Annotated in this window: 15 protein-coding genes; 2 read left to right on the forward strand and 13 right to left on the reverse strand. The window is 49.0% G+C overall.

Annotated elements, in window-relative coordinates; genetic code table 11:
• Positions 1–223 precede the first annotated feature (223 nt).
• The 9 genes from H8J70_RS05280 to nifJ form a co-directional block, all read right to left on the reverse strand.
• A complete protein-coding gene (locus tag H8J70_RS05280) occupies positions 224–1,801 on the reverse strand; it encodes a tetratricopeptide repeat protein (RefSeq protein WP_186502817.1) in 1,578 nt (525 codons plus the stop codon).
• A 432-nt stretch (positions 1,802–2,233) separates the two neighbouring features.
• Positions 2,234–4,753 (reverse strand): 3'-5' exonuclease, encoded by a 2,520-nt coding sequence (locus H8J70_RS05285; RefSeq protein ID WP_186502818.1) that lies wholly within the window; start codon positions 4,751–4,753, stop codon positions 2,234–2,236.
• A gap of 154 nt (positions 4,754–4,907) precedes the next feature.
• Entirely contained in the window at positions 4,908–6,398 is a 1,491-nt protein-coding gene (locus tag H8J70_RS05290) for an ArnT family glycosyltransferase (protein WP_246415275.1), read from the reverse strand.
• Positions 6,399–6,629: 231 nt separating this feature from the next.
• Complete coding sequence (aspT, locus tag H8J70_RS05295) at positions 6,630–8,360, reverse strand: aspartate-alanine antiporter (protein ID WP_186502819.1); 1,731 nt, start codon at positions 8,358–8,360, stop codon at positions 6,630–6,632.
• 19 nt (positions 8,361–8,379) lie between these two features.
• Entirely contained in the window at positions 8,380–9,966 is a 1,587-nt protein-coding gene (locus H8J70_RS05300) for a bifunctional aspartate transaminase/aspartate 4-decarboxylase (RefSeq protein WP_186502820.1), read from the reverse strand.
• Positions 9,967–10,263: 297 nt separating this feature from the next.
• On the reverse strand, positions 10,264–11,442 hold the full coding sequence (locus tag H8J70_RS05305; protein ID WP_186502821.1) for a M20 family metallopeptidase: 1,179 nt from the start codon (positions 11,440–11,442) through the stop codon (positions 10,264–10,266).
• Between the two features lie 185 nt (positions 11,443–11,627).
• Entirely contained in the window at positions 11,628–12,941 is a 1,314-nt protein-coding gene (locus H8J70_RS05310; RefSeq protein ID WP_186502822.1) for an MFS transporter, read from the reverse strand.
• 235 nt (positions 12,942–13,176) lie between these two features.
• A complete protein-coding gene (locus H8J70_RS05315; protein ID WP_186502823.1) occupies positions 13,177–14,373 on the reverse strand; it encodes a trans-sulfuration enzyme family protein in 1,197 nt (398 codons plus the stop codon).
• A gap of 340 nt (positions 14,374–14,713) precedes the next feature.
• Complete coding sequence (gene nifJ, locus H8J70_RS05320; protein WP_186502824.1) at positions 14,714–18,229, reverse strand: pyruvate:ferredoxin (flavodoxin) oxidoreductase; 3,516 nt, start codon at positions 18,227–18,229, stop codon at positions 14,714–14,716.
• 355 nt (positions 18,230–18,584) lie between these two features.
• On the opposite strand from nifJ, the gene H8J70_RS05325 reads away from it, so the two are divergent.
• The gene (locus H8J70_RS05325; protein WP_186502825.1) at positions 18,585–19,511 is read left to right on the forward strand and encodes a LysR family transcriptional regulator; all 927 of its coding nucleotides are present in this window, start codon (positions 18,585–18,587) and stop codon (positions 19,509–19,511) included.
• Between the two features lie 64 nt (positions 19,512–19,575).
• Here H8J70_RS05325 and H8J70_RS05330 read toward each other — a convergent pair whose 3' ends face one another.
• From H8J70_RS05330 to H8J70_RS05340, 3 genes are all read right to left on the reverse strand, one after another.
• On the reverse strand, positions 19,576–20,457 hold the full coding sequence (locus H8J70_RS05330; protein WP_186502826.1) for a MaoC/PaaZ C-terminal domain-containing protein: 882 nt from the start codon (positions 20,455–20,457) through the stop codon (positions 19,576–19,578).
• 207 nt (positions 20,458–20,664) lie between these two features.
• Positions 20,665–21,441, reverse strand: coding sequence for a lytic transglycosylase domain-containing protein (locus H8J70_RS05335; protein ID WP_186502827.1), 777 nt, complete (start codon positions 21,439–21,441; stop codon positions 20,665–20,667).
• Between the two features lie 219 nt (positions 21,442–21,660).
• Entirely contained in the window at positions 21,661–22,044 is a 384-nt protein-coding gene (locus H8J70_RS05340; RefSeq protein WP_186502828.1) for a pyridoxamine 5'-phosphate oxidase family protein, read from the reverse strand.
• Between the two features lie 180 nt (positions 22,045–22,224).
• Here H8J70_RS05340 and H8J70_RS05345 point away from each other — a divergent pair, with 180 nt between their 5' ends.
• Complete coding sequence (locus H8J70_RS05345) at positions 22,225–22,719, forward strand: RrF2 family transcriptional regulator (protein ID WP_186502829.1); 495 nt, start codon at positions 22,225–22,227, stop codon at positions 22,717–22,719.
• A gap of 105 nt (positions 22,720–22,824) precedes the next feature.
• Here H8J70_RS05345 and H8J70_RS05350 read toward each other — a convergent pair whose 3' ends face one another.
• Positions 22,825–23,724, reverse strand: coding sequence for an AraC family transcriptional regulator (locus tag H8J70_RS05350; RefSeq protein WP_186502830.1), 900 nt, complete (start codon positions 23,722–23,724; stop codon positions 22,825–22,827).
• Position 23,725: the final 1 nt, after the last annotated feature.

Genomic DNA, 23,725 nt, shown 5'->3' on the forward strand with positions numbered 1-23,725 from the left:
GTACAGAGGATTTGTTTACTGACAATCGTGCTACAGCATGAGATACTGATTCTTTTCCTGCAAGAATATCTAGCACCGTATGTAGTTTTTCTTCTGCACAAACCTTAGTTCTATGCATAATAAATGCTCCCTTCCAAGTAGAGTGAGATTTTATTATTTCTCATGTCTACCTAGAAGGGAGCATATCAGACCGCTATGAACGAGTATAAGAGTGTTTATTTTGTTAGCTTAAATGTTTCCCCGGCGAATCAGCCGCTTCTTCTTTCATGACGGCCAAAAACTGAATAGCATTCTTATACCCCAGGTCTGCCGATATTTGCATCCAGTACTGGCCCTGTTCCCGATTCTGACGCACGCCGTCACCTAGGAAATACATGGAGCTCAGCTGGAACATCGCTTCCGCATTGCCATGGTCAGCGGCGCGCTGCATCCACTTGTACGATTGTACGTCGTCCAGAGGCACAGTCATGCCGGCGAACGAGCCTTCCATATAGAGATAACCCAAGGTAAGACAGGCCGAAGGATGACCGCCTGCTGCAGCCTGACGAATCCAATGCAATCCCCTTTCGGGATTCTTTTCAACGCCACTGCCGCTCAGGTAATGCACGGCCAGGCGTTCCATAGCCGATAAATGGCCGGCTTCGGACGCACGCTGATACATGGACACGGCCTGGGTAACATCTTTATTAGTATAAATGCCCAGATCATACATGAGACCTGCTTCATAAAGGGCATTCCGTTCCCCCTGCTCAGCAGCCTTACGCATGTAAACAAAGGCATCCTTTTCATCTGTCGCCCCTTGCGTATTAATATCGGACGCACAGAGCTTAGCCAGGAGATAATTATCCCTGGCAGAGCCGTTTGCCTTCAGCTTCGCCACTGCGGCAGGCCGGCGATAGGGCATGAGATCCGGTTCATTATAATAAAAGAACGGGTCATACAGGAACATGCGTCCCCGTTCATTCCCCGTCGTAGCCGCCTTAACGGCCCAATGCAAGAATTTATTGAGACTCCGCTGCTGTCCCCGGCCATAGCGATAGAGATCACACAAATGGATCATGGCATCGTCATTGCCGTGAGAACTGGCATCACTATACCACGTGAAGGCGTCGTCGTAGTGCGGCGGATCCATGCCGTATTCATAGAGCTCACCCAAAAACAGCATAGCCCATTCATCACCGGCATTGACGCCCTGCTTATACCAGCGTATAGCCTGTTGCAGGTTCTGATCCAAACCAGGCCCGCCCTGACTATAGAGATTGCCGATTTCCGTGCACGCTGCGTCTACACCCAAATGAGCCGCCTGGATAAAATACGTCAGAGATTCGCTGTAATTACAAGGCACGACTTCACCAATACGGTAATTCATAGCCAGCTGGAAGGCTGCCGTGCCATTCCCGGCCTGCGCTGATTTGCGATACCACATGTGGGCAATTTTAATGTTTTCCCGGATTCCTTCACCTTGGAAATACAGATCACCCATCCGGCGCATGGCTTCACTATTCCCAAGGTCGGCCGCGGCCTTGTACCAGCGCCGGGCAAGGCGGTACTTTTCATCCATATACGAATCTTCTCCCAGGAGGAGCATGGCATCCGAATTGCCAGCGTCACTAGCTGCGAGGAGCCACTTTTTCCCGCTCTTTTCGTCGTAATGATCACCACGGGTAAGATAATATTTCCCTAATTGCACCATAGCATGAATATCGCCCTGTGTCGCCTGATCGATGACCGTATGGAGTTCACATTCCTGCAGATTACTGCTAATATGCGATGTATATTTCAAACCTTCAGTACGATACATACAACTCCCTCCCCTCCATAACGATTTGTTATTATTTCATATACGAAACAGCGTCACACACTTTACACCTGATTTCTTTCTCGTATGTATCCCTTATCCTGCCTGTATGCCTATCCTCGTCCGTCTCTGATATGCCCGTTGCAAGATAAAAACAAGCCGTTCGTTACGGAGAAAATCTGCCCTTCCCGGCAGACTGGCCCTGCGTCGAGATGATTCTGCGCTTCCTTTCTAAGGGGCCGCATCAGCCATAGTTTCAACTGATATCTCCGTCTTCTCCTTCTATTATGAGTAAACATTTTGTTTTCGTCAAGGGAAAATACAACATATTTTACTCTTTCGTCATAAATCGCTATGTTATTTTAGCATAATGCCCTATAACAGAAAAACAGCCCCTGCGGCATTATACCGTAAAGGCTGTTCTTCTATTACCACTCATACGTCCTGGCAAAGCTCATTCGGAATGGCTTTTACAAAGGGGCTTACGGCCAGGGCATGGTCGCCTTCGCCTGTGTGCCAGCTCAGATAAAGGCGCTTTTTCGCCCGTGTCATAGCCACATAAAAAAGACGTTCTTCTTCCGACAAGTCGCCGCGACGCACGGCCTGGTACGTAGGGAAATGTTCATTTTCAAGACACGCTAAGAAGACATAGTCATACTCCAGGCCTTTAGCCTGATGAATCGTCAGGATGGGAATCTGTACTTTTTTTGCGAGCATTGTATCGAGTTCGCTATTCGACAGGGACGTAACCTTGAGAAATTCCGTCAAGGCGTCACGGCTGTTCTGTGCCGCATCATCCCCTTCAGCAGCAATCCGGTAGAGACGGCGTATGGTTTCTACACGATCCATTGGATATTCAGCCGCTGCGTTATCGAAAGGCTTATGCTGTTCATAATAGGCCTTGACACCGCCATCATTCATGACCGTCGCCACCAGGTCCTGAGGCCGTGCCGTATAGGACAGGCCGCGGAGACGTTCGATAAAAGCGGCAAAGTCCGTAAATGCTGGAGCATACCGCGCCATGGCCTGACGCCGTGCTTCTGTTTGAGGCACAATATAGCTGGCCAGGGCATAGCGCAAAATCGCTGCCGTAGCCATGATATCATCGAAGGCATCGTGACTGGGCTGGTCCGTTGTATCAATGAACTCACTGATCGTAGCGAGCTTGTGATTGACCAAATTGGGCTCAAAGCGGCGATATATATCGAGTGTGTCATAGTAAGGCCACGTCGCCGGTCCGCCTATATGAAGGCGCTGCCGTTCACTGTAAAGAATAGACAGGTCGTACGTTACATTGTGGCCGACGATGACGGCATCCTTGGCAAAGTCCATAAACTCCTTTATGGCTTCGCCGGGCTCCTTCCCTTCGCGCTGCAGCTGTTCGTCGCTTATGTGATGAACGTAATAGGAAAGGCCTACACTTTTTGTCGGCTTTACATAGGTCATAAACTTTTTCTGCACAGAGCAGCTCCCATTGAGACGGATAGCTGCAATCTGGATAATATCATCTGTCGTCGTATCGGTACCCGTACTTTCTACGTCAAAGACGACAATCCGCCCGGCCTTCAAGGCCTCCTGCAAAAGGCCGTAGGGATCACCATAGCGCAGGCTCTGGCTATCGGCAAAATCAGCCAGCGTCAGACCCAGCTGGCGGTATTCCTTACTTTCTATCGTCTTTAGGGCTTGCCCGCCTACGCCGCGGACAAAACGATCGGCAATGCGATGCACGCTCAGACTATCGTGCCGGTTAAGGCAGAGGCGCAAATAGGCAACGACATCCTTGCTTTCCTGCCGCTTAAAAAGCTGGAACTGATCTACCGTCGTAAAAGGCAGCCGCCCTGCAGGCGGTACATTTTCATTGTGCGCGCGCACGCAGTTCCAGATCATCTTGGCATCCTTATTAGCGCGCACGAGAATACAAATGCGCTGCCACGTATCCTTGGGAAGCTTAGCGATTTCAGCAAAAATCCAGCGTCCTTCAGCCATAAATGTAGGCGCTTCGTGACGATAAATAGGTTCACCCGGATCCGTCTGGCCGGCCTCGCTGTGAATATGGCCGACGTCCTTAAAGAAGGTCTTTAAATAGGCTTCACTGGCCTGCAGCAAAAGCGGTGTAGCCCTGTAATTCGTCGTAAAAGTGATTTCCCGTGGCCTATACCCGGCCCGGAACCGCTTGAGAATATAATCAGGCGACGAACCGCGCCATTCATAAATCGTCTGATACCAGTCGCCGCAGAGCAGCACTACCCGGCCGGGAAACAAGCGCTCTAAAAGAGTATACTCAATTTCACTCGTATCCTGTACCTCGTCGACTGCTATATATTTATACCGCTCGCGCCAGCGCTGGCAACAGGCTTCATCCTGTAAGAGCTCGTAAGCAATCGTAATGAGGTCCGAATAATCGGCACCGTGATTAGCTGCCAGGCGCTGTTCATATGCCTGAGCGAAGGCTTTACCGTGTGCCTCCAGCCAGCTTTGCACCGCCTCGTCAGACGCTTTGGGCAAAACCAGGTCAGGCAATATACGGTGCTTCTTCTCGTTTTCCAAATAAGACTGTAAGGCCCGCACGCGCAAAGGCGCTCCCATGTCCCGGGCCAGATCCTTCACGATCTGCTGGCAGTCTTCGTCATCTAAGATGAGGAAATCACTGTACATGCTTTCACTCGCCTTGGCTTCTTCCCGCACCAGGTTGTAACAAAAGCTGTGAATCGTACGCACCTCCACAGACAAGCCATTGTCTTTAGCCTCTGAAAAAATCCGCGTTTTCAGCTCCTTACAAGCACGGTTCGTAAAGGTCAGGCACAAGATCTCCGGTCCGGTTGCCAGGCCGGCCGCTAAAATATGGGCCACCCGCTGCGCCAGGACACTCGTTTTGCCCGTCCCGGCTGGTGCCCACAACAGTATAGGCTCCGTCACATCGTATACGACGTCACGCTGCGCTGCATTAAGCTCCATAGTTTCACATCCTACCTATAATATATTTCTTATGTTTACCCACATTATACTACAGACACGCTCAATGCCAAAAATAACGGTACCACACACCCGTTCCCATGCTAAAAGCCCATCTCAGCCTTAAGACTGAAGATGAGCTTTTAGAAAATCAAACCTACATATGCTCACTGCCGTCATCATTTCGTGCTACGACGGAGAAGATGTCGATGTTCCCTGGCAGGGAAAGCTTATTCAGGTACAGTGTATGGGCTGCGTAGTAATTCGTTACCGCTTCATTGTTCCGTTTTTCATTGATAATGACGATATTATTTTTTTGAGGCAGTACGTCTTCAATGGCCATAAAAGGCATGACGTTTTTAGCATTCCAGCTGATCTTTCCCGGTTCCATGCCGGCAATTTTTCCGGCTGGTTCACCCCGGTAGATTGTCTTGCCACTGTAAAAGACGGCACCTGTACTATAATCTTTGTAATAACAAATGACGGCATTGTCCGTGTCCATCTGCTTTAGCTCCAAGCCGATTTCCTTGCCTGAATGCTGCAGCATCAACGGCGGTGCTACTACGACAGCAATGACCATATAGGCCATACCCGTGGCCCAGGCGATTTTTCTCCACCCCATGTGCCAGTCGCGGAACATGCGGGCTGTCAGGATGGACAGGGAAAAGACCATGGGATAGGTATAGGTCGTATATTTCGTCGCTACAATATTGAAAAAGACAAAGACCACTGCCGCATATATAGTGAGGAGAACAGCGCACGTATCCTGCCGTGTTACAGGCCACGTATGGCTCTTCTTGTACTTCCACAGAGCGTAAGGCCACGTAAAGCTCCACGGTGCAAAACCGGCAAAGAACATGGCAATGTAGAAATACCATACATCCTGTGCCGGATGTTCCGGTACTGTGGCGCGGAGGAAATTATGAACACCAAAGAAATTGAGCAGGAAGTCATTACCGTGCAGCTCATACATAGCCACATACCAGGAACCGGCGAGAACAAGGAACAAGGCCATACCGCCCAGGAGATGGACATGAACCAGCTCTTTCCAGTCCCGCTTCAGTGCCAGGAAGATGAGAGCCGCCAATCCCGGCAAGGCAAGACCGACAGGCCCCTTCGTAAGTACCGCCAAAGCAGCAAAGACATAGCAGAGCCAGTACCAGCGCCGGTTTTCCGTATATCCCAAGTAAAAGAAGGCTACAACTGCACTTTGAAAGAGAAACAGCGTCGCATCTGTAATGACGGCCTTAGACATAACCCAGCCTTCGACACTGGTCATGTAAATGACGGCTGCCGCCATGGCGATTTTCCTGTCATAGACGCGAGCTGTAAACCAATACGTAAAGAGTACTGTTACCGTCCCTGTGAGAGCCGCCGGCAAACGGGCAGCAAACTCGTTAAAGCCAAAGACCGCAAAAGACGCTGCCAATTCCCAGTAATAAAAAATAGGCTTATCATACCAATAATGACCATAAATCTGCGGTGAAATCCAATTTCCCGACAAAACCATTTCTTTTGCCGTCAAGGCATAATTCGACTCAGCCGAATCGGTAATGGCCAGAAAATTATTGGCCACCAGGAACAACGTCAAAGCGCATACTGTGAGCAACACATAGGGATGCCGTTTCAAATACTCCAAAGCTTGCATGAGGGATACCTTCCTTCCAAGTTGTTGCCTCCTAGTATAGCAGTCGGTTTTTACTGGAAATGTAAGGTCTCCTAAAGAAAAGATAAAGAAAGATAACAAAAATTTGAACAAATTATACGCTATGCTTGGTCTCATATTTCTATTTCTATAAAAAAGGATTCCTGACACATTTACTGAGAGTCGGGAATCCTTTTTATAGTATCATCTATTAATTGTCCAGCATTACCTAATTTATGCCAATAGTGCTACAATGAGCGGCCCCATAACCGTAAGGAGAATATTGCCTGCCGCGTAAGCCGGAGTATAGCTCAGGGCAAAAACACTGGAATTGGTTTCTTCTACGAGACCATTCAGGCCGGCTGTAATCGTTCCGGCACCGGTAAGGGAGCCAAAAATATCAACAGGATCCATGTGCAGGACGTATTTTCCAAAGAATACACTGATAAAGTGCGGCACAATGGAAATAACGGCACCAATGAGGAGAACAGAGACGCCCATCGACTGCAGAGCCGAAAGGAAGTCGGCTCCGGCACTGAGGCCAACGATGGCAATAAAGAGATTGAGGCCCACGCTTTTGAGGAACCAGCGTGTTGCCGACGGAATCAGACCCGTGTTTTGGTGCTTACTTTGATACCAGCCAAAGAAAAGGCCTGCAAAGAGGGCGCCACCGCCGGAACCAAGGGTAATAGGGACCTTGGCAATATTAATAGAGATAGCACCGATGAGAAGGCCTGCAACGATCCCCCATGAGAGAAAACTTACATCTGTATCGTCGCCTGTATCCTTTGCATAGCCAAGTTTCTTCTGAACCTGGCTGATCATCTTTGGCGGCCCTGCCAGTTCTAGCTCGTCGCCTACGGCATAGGCTGCTCCGTCCGGGATAGGCGAACCGTTGCGGCTCGTACTGACAACGTAAATACCCAAGGCTGCAAGGTGGTCCAGCGTGTCCTGAGAAAAACCCTTTGTCAGGAAGATAGTTTTCTTTACTAAAGGCAAAGATAAACTATCTGCATCAACAATTTCCTGAGCTCCTGATTTTTCTACATCTACCATAGAGGCCAGGGAACCCATGAAGGTCACGCGATCCCCTTTTTCCAAGAGAACGTCGCCAAAAGGCTGCAGTTCCTTGTCATTACGGATCAATTTTTCTACTGTAAGTGTATTCTTGTGATAAGCTTCTAATTCATCAATTGTCTTACCGACGAAATTCGTCTTGTCATCTACAACGAATGCCCGTGCCTTAATCAGGCTCACCGTCTGGCCGGCAGCACTGGCTTCCTTATAATGAATGGCTTCGATCTTTTTCTTCGTTGCCTCTTTCAGATTGACACCGCACAGAGCCGGAGCAATGTTACGGATAAAGATAATTACACCGGCTGTACCAAAAACATACGTCAGTGCATAGGCTACAGCCATATTACTTTGGGCCTGAGCCAGCTGCGCCCCGGTCAGCACTTCTTTTAAGGAAGAATCGGCGGTACCAAGGACCGCCGACTGGGTCAACGCCCCGGCAATAATGCCTGCGCCCTCACCGGCACCAATGTGCATTGTAGTGAAGACGACGTATGCTGTAGCAAAGGCGACGGCGGCAAAAAAAACAGAAAAGATAATGATCTTCACGCCTGAGCTTTTCAGACTATGGAAGAACGACGGTCCTACTTCATAGCAAATAGCAAAGATAAAGAGGCTGAAGAAAATAGTCTTCACAAGTCCGGAAATTTCAAAGCGGCCGACAGATGCCAAGGCCAGGCTGAGGAGCAGCCCCGCCAGGAGGGTGCCTACAGTAGCACCTACCCTAAAGGAACCGATTTTGATTTTCCCTACCCAGTAGCCGACGGCCAGGCAGAGAAAAATGGCAATGGCAGCATTGGCCAAAAGATAATGTCCTACATCACCTGGGGCAACAGCAACAGCGTGCCGGGTAAATTCCAGTGCTTCTTGGGACCAAAATGTCAAGGTCATGATAGATCGCTCCCCTTTCTTAGCCCTGTTTTACGTATTCATCATGATATTCTTCCAAAAGCTGTAAAATACGGTGGCCAATCTTGGCATAGGCTGCTTCCGGGAGATTAGCTTGAGAGACACGCATCGTACCTGACGGTGCATCGAAGCTTAATCCTTCCATGAGAACGACGCCTTCCTCTTTAGACAAACGCAGGAGAAAATCAATTTGTTCGTAATTCTTTTCCAGGTATTCCCGGAAAGCTTTGTCGTATTTGACTTCGGCAATGTGGTACATGTCGAGGATTGTGTAATACTTGGCATTCGTTATGCTATCGTCTTCAGGAATACCTAACGCGTTGTAAAGCGTATGATAGCGTCTGGCTACGAGGTTGTCTGCCGCTGTGAAGTACGGGTCCGGATCTGGTGCCAGCAGATGCGTTAAAGCAAAAAGGCCCATTTGGATCTGCTGCGGTGTCGAAAGGCCGCTCGTGTGATAGAGGCCAATAGAACGGCTGTCGGCACAAATGCGATCAATCATGTGTAACTGCCGCGACTCCATCGTGACGATAGAATAATCCGAGTCGAGGATCTTCTTTGTATCTTCAGGCAACGTATCCAAGATATGATTGAATACGTTGTCATCGTGAATACCAATGACGCCGAGACGCCAGCCCGTGCAGCCAAAGAGCTTAGAGAAGGAATATACAAGCAATGTATTGTACGGAGCTATGCCATAGACGGACGTGAAGCCATTGACAAAGGTACCATACACGTCATCTGTAATAACGATCATATCCTTGCGCTGGTCCATGATGGTTTTAAAACGTGTCAGCGATTCCCTCCCAAACGCATGGGAGCCCGGATTAGACGGATTGACGAGGAAGAATGCCTTAATGGATGGATCCAGAAGCTTTTCCATTTCTCCCACCGGAATTTCCCACAAATCGTCTTCTGTTGACGTAACATTAATCTCAGCCAATTCAAAATTTGTGAGGCGAGGGATCTGAATATACGGCGTAAAAATAGGCATATTGATGGCAATCTTGTCCCCTTCTTTAAGAAGTCCATTATGCTTCAATGAATCAAAGATATAGACAATAGCTGCGGTGCCGCCTTCGACAGGGAAGAGGCGCGTATGCTGGGCCAAACCCGTTCCCGGATATAAAGCCCGTTCCAAATATGCATTGAGGACCTTTTCCAGGTTGACCAGGCAACGGCTGGGAACAGGATAATTGTTGCCTACAGCACCGTTAGCAAACTCGAGAATAACTGCCTGCCGGTCTAGCTGCAACGTATCAACCATGTAATCAACGGACTTTTTGATAAACGTACTAACCTTGTCATTGCCGGAAAAGAAGTCTGCGAAACGTTCGACAATGCCTTCGCCATCAATATAACCGGCTAAATCTCCTTCAAGCATACTCCGTTCCGACTCACTCACACCGAATTCTACCCACTTGTTAAAAGCCAGACGGCCTAAGGAGTTGATCCAGTTCGGATTACCCCGGCCGGCATTGAGAAAGGTCTTATGCTTCTCATTTCCCTGTGCCAGTGTAAGCATATTATTACTGATTTCAAATGCACCTAATGTTTCCAATTTCCGTTCAAATGCCTTGGTAATCATAACGGTCAACCTCCTTTGCCAGATAAAAGCTAAATATTTATTTTCTTATATTATAATCTTTTATGTTACTATAAACAATTTGGATTACTTCTTAATAATTCATTTAAATAAAAATACACATTCCCGGGCCGCAAAGGTAAGCAAGCATGAGTTTCCTCCGTTGCACAATTTACGAGCAGTCACCGAAAATGTGTATTTTTCAGATTCCATTATATAGTATACTCGTTCTTAATCCAAGATGTTCTGCCTTTTAGGTTCACGTCAAGGGCTTTTTTTCCTTTAATCCTATCGGCCGTATTATTCTGCCATTTCGTCTGCATCGATGACTGCTGCTGTGAGCCAATGGATTCGTTCAAACAGGGAGTCTACGACGGCGAATTCATCTGTCGTGTGATGCCGGTCACCTCGGATACCACACGAGCAAAGGACGGGAATGCCTGCCTTTTGGATAAATGCCGCATCGGAGCAGCCACCTACTTGGGCAGGCTGCGTCCGGGCATAGCCATAGGTTTCTGCCGTTTTTTCCAAAAAATGAAAGAGCTTCATTTCCTTTTCGCCGGTTACAAAGGGCGGGAACAGGTGTTGTTCTCTATACGAGCACGTGGCGCCTGTGACGTGACTTGTGGCGCAAATGACTTCAATAGCCTGACGTACGCGTTCCAGTTCATCCAGCGTCGTAAAGCGGACGTCGAGTTCACATGTGCAGACACCAGGTACGGCGTTGGGCACTGTACCGCCTTTGATGACGCCTGTATTGACGGTAGTGCCTTTTTCGGCATCCGTCAAAGCCTGAAAGGCTACGATTTTATGGGCCATTTCTTCAATAGCATTGACACCTTCAAAAAAGGCCTGGCCAGCGTGGGCCGCTTTGCCCGTCACTTCCACATCAATGCCTATACCGCCTTTACGGCCGACTGTAAGGGAGTTGTCCATAAGACCTGTTTCCATGTTGAAGGCAAAGAAACAGCCTGCCGCTTCTTCCGTCAAGTAGTCGGCAACGTTTGTAAATTGGTGGGACCCTTCTTCATCCGGTACGAAGAGAATTTTCAAGGGCCGTTCGTCATAACCTACGGCATTCAATGCTTTCGCTACGTATAAAGCAATAATCAGGCCGCCCTTCATATCGACGACGCCAGGACCATAGGCTTTACCTGCTTCGATACGGAACGGCTGTTCTGCGTAGAGTTCCGAAGCTAAGGCCGTATCCATGTGGCCGCTGAATAAGATAGGCTTACCGGGACGGTCAGCCCCTAAGGTGCCGACGAGGGCATTGCCTGCTTCCGGCGTAAAGCTCACGAGGCTGCAATCAAAGCCAGCGTTAGTGAATTCCTTTTTCAACCATTCCCCAACGTCATCTACGGCTCTGGCATCACGCCAAAAGTCCTTCAAATTGACGAGTTCCTCGTATTTAGCGAGGATTTCTTCCCTATGCTCTCTTACATAGGCTTCTACTTCTTTTACTACTGTTGTATGCATAATGATTCCCCCTTACTTCCCACGCGGGCTACGCGTGTCGCTTCCTATTGTACTACCATTAGACAAATATGAAAAGAAAAAGGAAATTCCCTATTTCGTTTCCATCGCAATGGCACGTTTTTTTGGATACAGGGAATTTCCTTCCTTTTTATTTTTATACTACGTATATTATAGGAATGCTTTCTTTACTTGCCGTAAATTTCTTTAGCGCCACGATACGACAGATAGCACGACAGGAAACAAATAACGACACCTGCCATGATTGTATAGAAGCCAGAGTTCCAGCCCCAATGGTCGACGACAAAGCCAAAAAGCGTCGTTCCTAAAGAGCTGCCTACGAGGTAGCTCATGAGATCGCGCAGGCCAACGGCCGAACCGAGGGCGAAACTGGGAATGACTTCCATAGCCTGTACGGCAACCATAGACTGAGGGATATAAATAAGGCAGCCTGTAATGGTCGCAAACAGCGTAATGGCTACAACGGAATTAGATGTCATGTAACCAAAGACGCACAAGAGGACGACGACGAGACACGACATAGGCAGGAGCATGACACGGCCTTTGAAGTACTTGTCGACGATAATGCCAGCCAGGATCGTCGAAGGAATAGCTGCCCATTCAAAGAGCATGAAGGAAAATCCCATTTCCCCACGAGTTAGCCCCTTTTCCGTCAAGAGGTACAAGGGAATCCACGTAATCATGCCAAACCGGACCATGTATGTAAAAATATCAACAAAGACGAGATACCACGAGTTTTTGTTCTTGAAAACGTATTCCCAGAAAATCTTGAATGGCGACATATCCTTCGGCGCTTCTGCCGTGTGTTCCAGCACCTTTGTCGTGACCGATTCTTCGTGATACATCTCTTCTACTGGCGGCAGCCCTTCTTCAACAGGGCGACGTTTGACCAGATACAGGACGAAGAAAATGACAATAACCGCCACACCAGCCGGCACAAGATACGCGGCTGTACGCCAATGTTCTGTGCCGACATAGGCCATAGCTCCGCCAACGAGCGGTGAAACGAGGCCGCCACCGAGATTGTGAGATACGTTCCAAATGGTGCTAGCCCGGGCGCGCTGAGAACGGGGAAACCAATGGCCAACCGTAATGATAGACGGTCCGACGCCCATGCCTTGGCACAAGCCCAGGAGCACGACAAGTCCTGTAAAGAGATAAAAACTCGTACTGAAACCCATGGCAATATTGACGAGGACGCATAAGAAAAGGCCCGTAGCCATGAAGTAGCGGGGATTGGCCTTATCAGCCAGCATACTCATGAAGCCCTTGGACAACCCGTACGTAATAAGCATGCAGCTCGTAAGCAGGCCGATTTCCGTAGCGCTCAAATTAAGTTCCTGCTTTAAGTAAGGCGTAGAAAAGATGAAGTTATTGCGAACGATGTAGTACGCTGCATAACCGATAAAGACACCCAAAAGCGATTCATACTTGAATCGATTAAATTTCGCTTGCAAGGCTGCTTCTTGATTTTGATCCATAGAATGACCTCTCTTTCATTAAGTATAAGTAATTTTTATTATCATATAATATACGTTTTCTACACGTATCATATAGAAATGTAAAGTTTGTGTCAAGATTCTGTAAAGAAAATAGCTTTCCTATGCAAGATTCGCATAATACAAAAATCCCCTTCTCTGCTTCGCGGACAGGAGTACGCGTGCAAAGAAAGGGATTTTTCAACGATTGTAGTACTAAGAGAACGAGTTCCCGGGCTTAGATTTTAGCTAAAGCCTGTTCCAAATCAGCAATGATGTCATCGGCTTTTTCCAGGCCAATGGAGAAGCGGATCATGCCGGCCGAGATGCCTTCTTTCTTGAGGGCTTCCGGCGGATAGGCACGATGGCTTGTCTTGACCGGATAGGACAAGGTCGTTTCGAAGCTGGCCAGGCTGGGGACGAATTTAATGTACTGGCACGCAGCAATGAAAGCTTCCGCTGCGGCTGCGCCGCCTTTGATATCGGCACTGAGCATACCGCCGCACATGCCATCAGTGAACTGTTTGACAGCCAGGTCATGATGCGGTGCACTGGCCAAGCCTGCATAGTACACCTTTTCAATCTTCGGATGATTTTCCAGATATTCAGCTACCTTTTGGGCATTTTCGCTGTGCTGGCGAACGCGCAATTCCAGCGTCCGCAGGCTCCGCGTCAAGAGGAACGAATCAAAGGGACTAAGGAGGCCGCCATACAAGGTTGCATAACGCTGCATGGCCTTGATATTTTCTGCATCCGATGCAATGACACCGGCTGTAATATCACTGTGGCCACCGAGGAACTTCGTCGCACTATAGACGACAATATCAGCACCGAGCTCGCACGGTTTGCAAACCACCGGCGTAGCAAAGGTATTGTCGATGATCATCTTGCATCCATGCTTATGAGCAATTTCTGCCGTTTTGGCAATATCGATCACGTCCATAGACGGATTGGTAATCGTTTCCGTATAAATGACCTTCGTATTCGGCTTAATATACGCTTCAAGATCTTCCTTATCGAAGTCGACAAAATCGACCGTTACACCCCAGCGCGGTAATTCATTAGCGAAATAATCATACACACCACCGTAGAGGACAGGCGAAGAAATGATATGGTCACCAGAGCTGACATTCGCCATGATAGCCATGGTAATCGCCGTCATGCCCGACGAAAAGACGATAGCCCCATCGGTCCCCTCAGCAGCACTCAATACTTCTTCTACGGCATCCAGGCTCGGATTTGCCATACGGCTGTATACATAGCCGTCAGCACTTCCGTCATAGACACTATCCAGCGTCGGTACATCATCAAAACTAAATACACTGGACGTAAAAATAGGAATCACCTTCGGCACGGAAACAGAAGACTGAATCTTCTTAGCCAGCTCATGGCCGCCGGCATGACAAATGCGAGTCGTTAAATCTGAAGTACTCATATGTAAACTCCCCCTCTTACAATAAAAACCTATTACCTGTTTCAAAAAACAATAAAAAAATTGTGCTTACAAATATAATACTATATAATAAACCAGAAGAATAATAGTTTTTCACAATAAAGTAATAGGTTTTTCCTAAGTATCACCTGCGTAAGATGACTATCCGCAGGGCGATAAAAGAGAGGTAAGCAGCCAACATGTTGCTGCATTACAGTATCAGCAATCTGCTCCGTGCCACATACGGCGCCCTTCACCAACACAAAAAGGCCTGCAGTCCCAACTCTGCAAGCCCTTTTGCGCGTGTTTTATTTTTAAGGAGTGTGGTGATTATTTAGAGAAATTACTTGCGTTCAGCCAGTGCTTTGTACGATGCCAGGCGGTCTTTCATATCTTTTTCCGTCTGTTCGTAGAAGCCTTCCGCTGCTTCTGGGAAGACCTTTTCCAGGGATGCATAGCGTACTTCGCCCATGAGGAAGTCCCGCAGTTCGCCCTTCGGATCCTTCGAATCGAGGGTAAAGCCGTTCTTCCCTGCTGCTTCATCGTCCGGGTTGTAGCGATAGAGGTGCCAGTAGCCATTTTCTACGGCCTTCTTTGCTTCCTTCTGGCTAAAGCCCATGCCGGCTTTGATGCCGTGGTTGATGCACGGTGCATAGGCAATGACCAAAGACGGTCCCTTATACGCTTCGGCTTCTTTGATGGCCTTGATGCACTGGTTCATATCGGCGCCGAGGGCTACCTGGGCAACGTAGACGTAGCCATAGGTCATAGCCATGCGGCCCAGATCCTTCTTCTTCGTCCGTTTGCCGCCGGCGGCAAATTTTGCAACGGCACTGGTCGGCGTAGCCTTAGAGGACTGGCCGCCTGTGTTGGAGTACACTTCCGTATCCATGACCAGGACGTTTACGTCTTCATCCTGTGCCAGGACGTGGTCGAGACCGCCGTAGCCAATATCATAGGCCCAGCCGTCACCACCGAAGAGCCACTGGCTCCGTTTGACGAGGTAATCGCGACGGTCGTAAATGCGCTGGCACACTGCATCATGATCTTTAGCCGCTGCTGCTACGGCTGTTGCCTTATCGGCGCGATCCCGTGTGTCTTCTGTATCATCGCGATGGTCATACCAATCCTGCAGGACAGCCTTGTCTGCTTCAGACAGGTCAGCGTGCTGAATGGCTTCCCATACGTCCATGGCCAGTTTTTCCCGTACCTGGTGCACACCGAGGTACATGCCCAGGCCATATTCGGCGTTATCTTCAAAGAGGCTGTTGCCCCAGGCCGGACCACGGCCGTCCTTGTTCGTCGTGTACGGCGTAGACGGTACGCTGTCAGCCCAGACGCAGGAGCAGCCCGTGGCATTGGCAATCATCATGCGGTCGCCAAAGAGCTGCGTAACGAGTTTGGCATAGGGCGTTTCGCCACAGCCGGCGCAGGCACCGGAGAATTCCAGAAGCGGTTCTTCAAACTGGCTGCCTTTGACGGTAAACTTGTTGAACGGATTGTCTTTGACGGCAACGACTTTCTGGCCATATTCCCAGAGAGGTGCTTTTTCTTCCTGTGTCCCAAAGGGTTTCATGACCAGGGCTTTCTGCGGAGCCGGGCATACTTCGGCACAGCTGCCGCAGCCGAGGCAGTCGAGGACGCTGACGGACATAGTGAAATGGAGACCTTTGGCGCCGACGGCGTCTTTGGCGGCAAAGCCGGCCGGTGCGTGCTGCAATTCTTCATCTGTCGCAAGGACAGGACGGATTGCGGCATGGGGGCAAACGATGGCGCACTGGTTGCACTGAATGCAGTTTTCAGTCTGCCATTCTGGTACCATAATGGCAACACCGCGTTTTTCATAGGCTGCTGTGCCCTGCGGGAAGGCACCATCTTCCAGGCCGGCAAAGGCGCTGACCGGGAGGGAATCCCCTTCCTGACGGTTAATGGGCTGCTGCAGTTTCGTAATGAATTCGGGTACATCCTGTGCGGCCTGCGGTGCATCGGCTGCACTGGCCCAGGCGGCAGGAATGTCGACGGCAACGACTTGGGCAATGCCTTCGTCAATGGCGGCATTGTTCATATCGACAACTTTCTGGCCTTTCTTGCCATAGTTCGTGACCACTGCGTCTTTCAGGTATTTTACGGCATCTTCTACAGGAATGATATCGGCAAGCTTAAAGAAGGCTGACTGCATGATCATGTTGAAGCGGCCGCCCAAGCCGATTTCCTGAGCAATCTTAACGGCATTGATCGTATAGAATTTGATCTGTTTCTGTGCCAAGGTCCGTTTCATCGCTGCCGGCAAGTTGGCTTCGAGGCCCGCTGCATCCCAAATGGTATTCAAGAGGAATGTGCCGCCTTCTTTGATGCCGGCCAGGACGTCGTATTTCTGTACGTACGTCTGCTGGGAGCACGAAACGAAGTTGGCCTTGTTGATCAGGTACGACGCCGTAATCGGTGTCTTGCCAAAGCGCAGGTGCGATACGGTAATGCCGCCGGATTTCTTCGAGTCATAGGCAAAGTAGGCCTGGGCGTACATATCCGTATGGTTACCGATAATCTTGATGGCCGACTTGTTGGCACCGACTGTACCATCACTACCGAGGCCCCAGAACTTGCAGGCCGTCGTGCCTTCTGGCGTCGTATCAATATCCTGCGTAACCGGCAAGGACGTATGCGTTACGTCGTCGACGATAGCTACCGTGAAATGATCCTTCGGCTGCTCCTGCTTCAGGTTTTCAAAGACGCTGAGAATATGGGTCGGTGTCGTATCCTTACCGCCTAAGCCGGCACGGCCGCCGACGATGAGCGGTTTGTTGGCAACCGTGCTGTAGGCCTGGGTAACATCCAGATACAGCGGTTCAGCCAGGGAGCCCTGTTCCTTCGTGCGGTCCAGAACAGCAATCTTTTTGACCGTTTCCGGAATGTATTTGAAGAAATACTTGAGCGAGAAGGGACGATAGAGATGTACCGAAAGGAGGCCCGTCTTTTCGCCGTGGGCGTTCAGGTAATCGACGGTTTCCTTCGTGGCATCGCAGAGGGAGCCCATGGCAATGACCATGTATTCCGCATCCGGTGCGCCGTAATACGTGAAGGGATGGTATTCACGGCCCGTCATTTCAAAGACCTTCTGCATGTATTCTTCGACAATATCCGGCAAGGCTTCGTAGTACTTGTTCTGTACTTCCTGCTGCTGGAAGTAGACGTCACTGTTTTCCAGGGAGCCCTTCAGGGTCGGATGATCCGGTGCCGAACCGCGGTCACGGAAGGCTTTGACAGCATCCATATCCACCAGTTTAGCCAGATCGTCGTAATCCCAGGCTTCGATCTTTTGAATTTCGTGAGACGTACGGAAGCCGTCGAAGAAATTGAGGAACGGTACACTGCCCTTGATAGCTGACAAATGAGCGACAGCCGAAAGGTCCATGACTTCCTGAACGCTGGCTTCGCACAGGAGAGCAAAGCCCGTTTGGCGACAGGCCATGACGTCGCGCTGATCGCCAAAGATGGACATGGCGTTCGTAGCCAGTGCCCGGGCAGCTACATGGAAGACACCCGGCAGGAGTTCGCCGGCGATTTTATACATATTCGGAATCATGAGCAAAAGGCCCTGTGATGCTGTATAGGTCGTCGTCAAAGCGCCGGAAACGAGGGAACCGTGCACGGCACCGGCAGCACCGCCTTCGGCCTGCATTTCCTGTACCTTGACTACCTGGCCAAACATATTCTTGACGCCCTTCGTCGCCCATTCATCCATTTTTTCTGCCATGGTCGAGCTCGGCGTGATGGGGTAAATGGCAGCCACATCGGTGAAGACATACGACACGTAGGCCGCGGCTGTATTACCATCCATCGTCATCATTTTCATTCCCATTGTACAAACCCTCCAATTCTTTAAATCAATCTTGTTTTTCTATGACATGATTATATATCATAGCTATAACTAATTTCAAGATACCCTTTTCTTCAAAAAGCACTGCAAGAGCCTGCCGTTTCTCGCTAAAATCCCTTTATTTGGCGGCATTTAGGCCCGCTCATCGATTGAAAATCAGGTGTTATATATAATTTTATTATGAAATAATATAGTTTTCAATTATATATAAAAGCTATAACTGTGTATATGTGCTTATACATTTCCACTCCTTTTATTTATATCATGTCTGACAAGATGTATATGAGAGTATTATACACAACGAAGCTGCATATTTCAAGCCAAAAGAGGAATTATCATGAAACTACAACAACTTATTTATGTCAAAGAAGTCGCCCGCTGCCGCTCGATGAATAAAGCTGCCGTCAATCTCTACATTTCCCAGCCTACCTTGTCGGAAGCCATCCGCAACCTGGAAGCCGAGCTGTCCATTACCATTTTCGACCGTTCCCGCTCAGGCGTATCCCTTACCGGTGAAGGAATTGAATTTCTCAACCTGGCTGAAAAGGTGCTGGCCGATACAGAGGAAATTTACAATCATTATACGAAAAAGAAGAAGCCCCTGGAATTTCAGATTTCCTGTCACCACTATGCCTTTGTCGTCGACTTCTTCGTTCAGTTCCTCAACCACATCGATGCCACAGCGTTCTCCCTGTCCCTGAAGGAGACGGAAACCATAACAGCACTGGAAGACGTATACCTCAAAAAAAGTATCCTCAGCGTCATTTGTCTGACGCCGGAAAACGAGCACTACTTGCGGCAAATCCTGGACAAATGGGATCTCGTCTTTCACCCCTTAGCCAGCGTACAGCCCTATGTTTTCCTGCGTAAGGACCATCCCCTGGCCCGGCAAGCGACGATTGCCCTAGAGGACCTGTCCCCCTATCCTATGCTCATCTTCTCCCAGGGCAGCCAGACGAATACGCTTGCTCAGGAAGAACTCTTCGTCCTGAAAGATCATACTAAAGTCGTCTACTCCTACGACCGCGGTACGACGAACAACATTCTTGCCCACACAGACTGCTTCAATGTTGGTACGGGCTACATTATTCCCGGCATCATTCCCGATGAAATCACAGCCCTGCCTCTATCCGGTAACACACAGATGTCGGAACTTGGCTGGGTTCATTTGCGTACACAGGAAATCACAAAACTCATGTCCACCTTTGTCCAGGGCATTGAGCATTCCCTGCGTACCTACGCGCCCCATACGCCCATCTTGTAAGGCCGGGCTACACATAAAAAAGCTGCCCCACACAGCAGTGTGAGGCAGCATAGGTACGAGTAGCTTATTTCCATTCAAAGACGCCCCGGTTAAGGACCGCTTTGCCCGTATTCTTATTGACGAATTTGAAGTACGCCTGATGATCGCTCATCTTCCAGAGCTGCAGCTGCACTGGCGTATCGGGGAAAAGAACCGACGTCATCTGGGCAGCCATGCGGGTCATCCGTTCCGGTTCCCCTGGAATGAGGGCGCTAATGGCCATACGGCACGAGAAGCCAAAGGAGCAGAGGCCCTGCATGAAGGGTTTTTCAAAACCCATTTTCTGCGTGTATTCCGGATCGACGTGAACCAGGTTCGTGTCACCTGTAAGGCGGTACAAGAGGTTCTGTACAGGGCTGATGTAATCATCGACGGTTACGTCCGGTTCGCGGTCGGGAATAACGACGGAGCTTTTGGGCATCGGTACGCCGCCAAAGCCGCCGGCTTCGTGGAAGAACGTCGTCGAATAGTTCGTGCACACATCGCGGCCCGCTTCGTCACGGACGACAATCTTCGTCTTGACGACAGCGCCTTTGCCTTCACCGCGATCGTATACATCCGTAATTTCATCCTGCCACTGGAAGGTCCCTTTGATCGGGTCAATGGGCCGGTGCATAATGATTTCGTGATCCATATTGAGGAAAGAGATGGTCGGCTTAATAATGTCATTAGCCAGCATAGACGCAGGCAAGGGCATCCACTGGTACGGCCGTACATTGACAGTGCCCCAATACGGAACAGTACCGTACGTAGGAATGGCCTTCAGGAATTTTTCATACGTATAAGAAATATCTTCCCTGTGCGCGCCAACAGCCAAAGCATACAGAATAATATCGCGCCAATTATATTCCAAATAGCGCGGTTCCATTTTCTTGCCAACAAGCATTTCATCTAAACGTTCTTTCATCGTCATAGCCTCCATTCAAGTTCCATCAGTTTGTCTTAGTATATTTTATCATGTTATGGGACAATGTGACAGACCGGCCCGGCACTTCCAGCGGATTTTTTTCTTCTCTGAGAAAATTTCCTTCCCCCTTGTACGACAAAAAGACCTGATTCCTGCATCAGGTCTTTTTGCAAGTCCCGGTCTCTTGCGAGCCGGCAAGGACTTTTCTTATTTGGCAAAGCTTGTCAAATGCGTGTTGTCGTTGTTTTTGGTCTTTCCCGAACGCTGTAGGACGTGTTCCGTGTGGCTGGCCGTGCCGATTTTTTCCTGGGCCATTGCCGTCGCGCCACTAGGGCTCACTGCACTGGCAGTCTGGTTTTCGTGCCATTCTTTAAGGGCCGGGAAAACAGGAGCATTAACCTTAGTCGTCGCTACAGGGCTTTCGTCCATGCGGCCTGTATTAGCCTGCATACCGGCAATACGCCAAATATCCTGGCGTGTATTTTCTACAGTCTGGACGTAGTTCATGGTTTCTGCATAATGAGGCACGCCACCGGCGCGGTCTACAGCTCCGGGACCGGCATTATACGCAGCCGCTGCATACATAAAGGGCTTATCCCAGGTCTTGTAACGATCCATCATCTGGCCCAGGTATTTTACGCCGCCAAAGATGTTTTCTCGTACATTATAGGGATTGACGTTGAGATACGCTGCCGTATCGGGCATGAGCTGCGCAATGCCGATAGCGCCAACGCCGGAAACTGCCGTATTGTCAAAATGGCTTTCTGTCGTAAAGACAGCCGTCGCAAAGACCGGGTCTACGTGATACGTTGCCGCAGCATCACAAATATTCCGGGAAATATCCGCAGCCTGTTGGGCACTAACGTACTTGCTCACCTGGTCATACACTAATTCTTCCGGTGTAATGGCCTGGGTAGCTGGTAAAATCGCCATGAGGCTGAAAACTAAGACTGCTGCTTTGCGTTTCAAATTCCAATTGATCATCTAATGGGTTTCCTTTCTCTTGTACACTGGCAAGGTACAAGGAAAATATCTTTTCCATTATACCACAAGCCATATCGCCAAATATGTCGGGATTGTTACAATTTCGACTTATTTTTGTCCTGTATTATAAGTCATTTCTCTTTTTTGCAGGCCCGGCAAAATAGGTAAAAAAAGGCGCCAGTCTGTTTTGCAGGCCGGCGTCCATCTGCTTGCCGTAGCTTATATTTTTTGGGTAGCCTTGGTCACGGTGATTTCCATAACGCGGTTCGGAAAATCAAGTTTCTTCTTCATGAGGTCAAACTCCGGCCCTTCGCTGAGGAAACGGGCTGTACCTTCGACGATAAAACCTGTACCCTCGTAGCCATTGTAGCCTTCCACCTCTTTTGAACCTACAGAAAGCTGTACCTTCGGATTGACAGCTACATTCTTTTCCGTCTGTCTGTAGCCAAAGGCCGGTATGAGGATGCGGTCGCCGTCGACGATTTCGAGGTACGAATTCCACGTATTGACCAAATGTGGTTCTGCCGTAGCGCCCCAGGAGAGAACAGTCACTACACCTTCATGAGCAAGAACAGCGCGAAATTTATCATTTAAAATTGCCATATAGATAAGGCCCTCCTAATTACGGATATTTTTTGTCTGTGATTATCATACAGGAAAGTCTTTACTTCGTCAAATGACAATTCGGAATACAGATAATTTATATCTGTAATTATTAAAAAATAGGTTGACCATAACCATACTTATACCTTATCATAAAAGAGATAAGGAGGGACTGCCCCTATGAAATTTTCAGTAGGCCTGGAATATGCACTGCACTGTCTGCTCTACATGGTAGACCTGCCGGAAGGGTATTCTGTCGGTGTGCGCGAGCTGGCACACTATCAGGGTGTATCAGAAACGTATTTGGCAAAATTTTTTACAAAACTGCGCAAAGCCGGCATTGTCAAGGCTGCGCCTGGTGTAAACGGTGGCTACGAGCTGGCCTTAGCACCGCAGGACATCACGTTTTGGCACGTCGTCGAAGCCATCGAGGGCAAAACGCCCCTCTTCCAATGCGACGAAATACGGCAACGGGAGTTGCTCCTCGATCAGGACAATCTGCCTGACGCGTACACGAAATGCCCATGCCTCATACACACGGTCATGAACGAAGCAGAAGACCGCATGCGGCAATACCTTAACGAAAAAACACTGGCCTGGCTCCATGGCCAGACCATGACTAAGATTCCTCAAGACCACAGAAAAGCTATGCAAGATTGGTTTATAAAAGAGTAAAAATGTACGAAGACCCTGGCAGCATGCAGAGAAAGCATGCCGCCAGGGTCTTTTTTGTTTGCTCCGGTACATGTAGCACAATATAGAATGCCAGCCAAACTATGTTTAAACATATTCTGCCAATAAGCGCTTGCTGTCCTTTTTAGGTGGGTAGCCGAACATCCGAGAGTACTCGCGACTAAATTGTGACGGGCTCTCATAGCCGACCTGAAAGGCCACATCAGTTGCATTTACAGTACCCTTTAACAAAAGGAGGCGAGCCTCCTGCAAGCGTAATTTCTTTTGAAATTGTAACGGACTCATGGCTGTCACTTCTTTAAATTGACGATGTAGTGTCGGCACGCTGACCTTTGCTTTTTCCGCCAGTTCTTCTACGCGGATAGTTTCATTATAATGAGTAATGACGTACTGAACGATTTCCTGAATCTGGCAGGCAGTGCTGCCCTTCATAGCGAATTGCCGCAACACATGGCCGTGCGGGCCTATGAGCACGTAATAGAGGATTTCTTTAATGTAAATAGGCGCTAATACGTCAATGTTATCCGGCGCATCCACGAGACGTACCAAGCGTGCCATGGCATCCATGAGCGGCACCTCAATGGGGCTGACGTGGATAGCCCTGTCCTGTTTCTTTTTGGGATTTTCCTGATACTTATCATGAATCAAATCGACGATTTGATTCATAGTAAATTCCAGTTTCAAGGAAATGTAGGGCTCTGTCTCGGTAGCCTCCATAATCTGCCCGATAACTGGCAGACCTACAGCGGAAATGAGATATTCTGAAGGGCCATATTGAAAGCATTCCTTAGCCAGACAGATTTCCTTCTTCCCTTGCAGGATGATACAAAGGGATGGCTTCTGGAAAATATGACTTGGCTCGCTGGCAGAAAATTCCCGCACGAAGTACAGCGACGGGACAGCCGTTTCTATCCACGTTTCCCGCTTCATGTGACGACTGACAATTGCAGCCATTTCCTGTCTGTATGCAGACAACTTCGTTTCCATA

Origin of the sequence: Megasphaera hominis (assembly GCF_014269395.1) — a bacterium.
GTDB lineage: Bacteria > Bacillota > Negativicutes > Veillonellales > Megasphaeraceae > Megasphaera > Megasphaera hominis.

Bases quoted from the DNA above. Each gene is read 5' to 3' on its own strand.
- H8J70_RS05280 (WP_186502817.1), bottom strand. From the start codon at position 1,801: ATGTATCGTACTGAAGGTTTGAAATATACATCGCATATTAGCAGTAAT.
- H8J70_RS05300 (WP_186502820.1), bottom strand. From the start codon at position 9,966: ATGATTACCAAGGCATTTGAACGGAAATTGGAAACATTAGGTGCATTT.
- aspT (WP_186502819.1), bottom strand. From the start codon at position 8,360: ATGACCTTGACATTTTGGTCCCAAGAAGCACTGGAATTTACCCGGCAC.
- H8J70_RS05350 (WP_186502830.1), bottom strand. From the start codon at position 23,724: ATGGAAACGAAGTTGTCTGCATACAGACAGGAAATGGCTGCAATTGTC.
- H8J70_RS05305 (WP_186502821.1), bottom strand. From the start codon at position 11,442: ATGCATACAACAGTAGTAAAAGAAGTAGAAGCCTATGTAAGAGAGCAT.
- H8J70_RS05335 (WP_186502827.1), bottom strand. From the start codon at position 21,441: ATGATCAATTGGAATTTGAAACGCAAAGCAGCAGTCTTAGTTTTCAGC.
- H8J70_RS05345 (WP_186502829.1), top strand. From the start codon at position 22,225: ATGAAATTTTCAGTAGGCCTGGAATATGCACTGCACTGTCTGCTCTAC.
- H8J70_RS05310 (WP_186502822.1), bottom strand. From the start codon at position 12,941: ATGGATCAAAATCAAGAAGCAGCCTTGCAAGCGAAATTTAATCGATTC.
- H8J70_RS05330 (WP_186502826.1), bottom strand. From the start codon at position 20,457: ATGAAAGAACGTTTAGATGAAATGCTTGTTGGCAAGAAAATGGAACCG.
- H8J70_RS05285 (WP_186502818.1), bottom strand. From the start codon at position 4,753: ATGGAGCTTAATGCAGCGCAGCGTGACGTCGTATACGATGTGACGGAG.
- H8J70_RS05315 (WP_186502823.1), bottom strand. From the start codon at position 14,373: ATGAGTACTTCAGATTTAACGACTCGCATTTGTCATGCCGGCGGCCAT.
- nifJ (WP_186502824.1), bottom strand. From the start codon at position 18,229: ATGGGAATGAAAATGATGACGATGGATGGTAATACAGCCGCGGCCTAC.
- H8J70_RS05290 (WP_246415275.1), bottom strand. From the start codon at position 6,398: ATGCAAGCTTTGGAGTATTTGAAACGGCATCCCTATGTGTTGCTCACA.
- H8J70_RS05340 (WP_186502828.1), bottom strand. From the start codon at position 22,044: ATGGCAATTTTAAATGATAAATTTCGCGCTGTTCTTGCTCATGAAGGT.
- H8J70_RS05325 (WP_186502825.1), top strand. From the start codon at position 18,585: ATGAAACTACAACAACTTATTTATGTCAAAGAAGTCGCCCGCTGCCGC.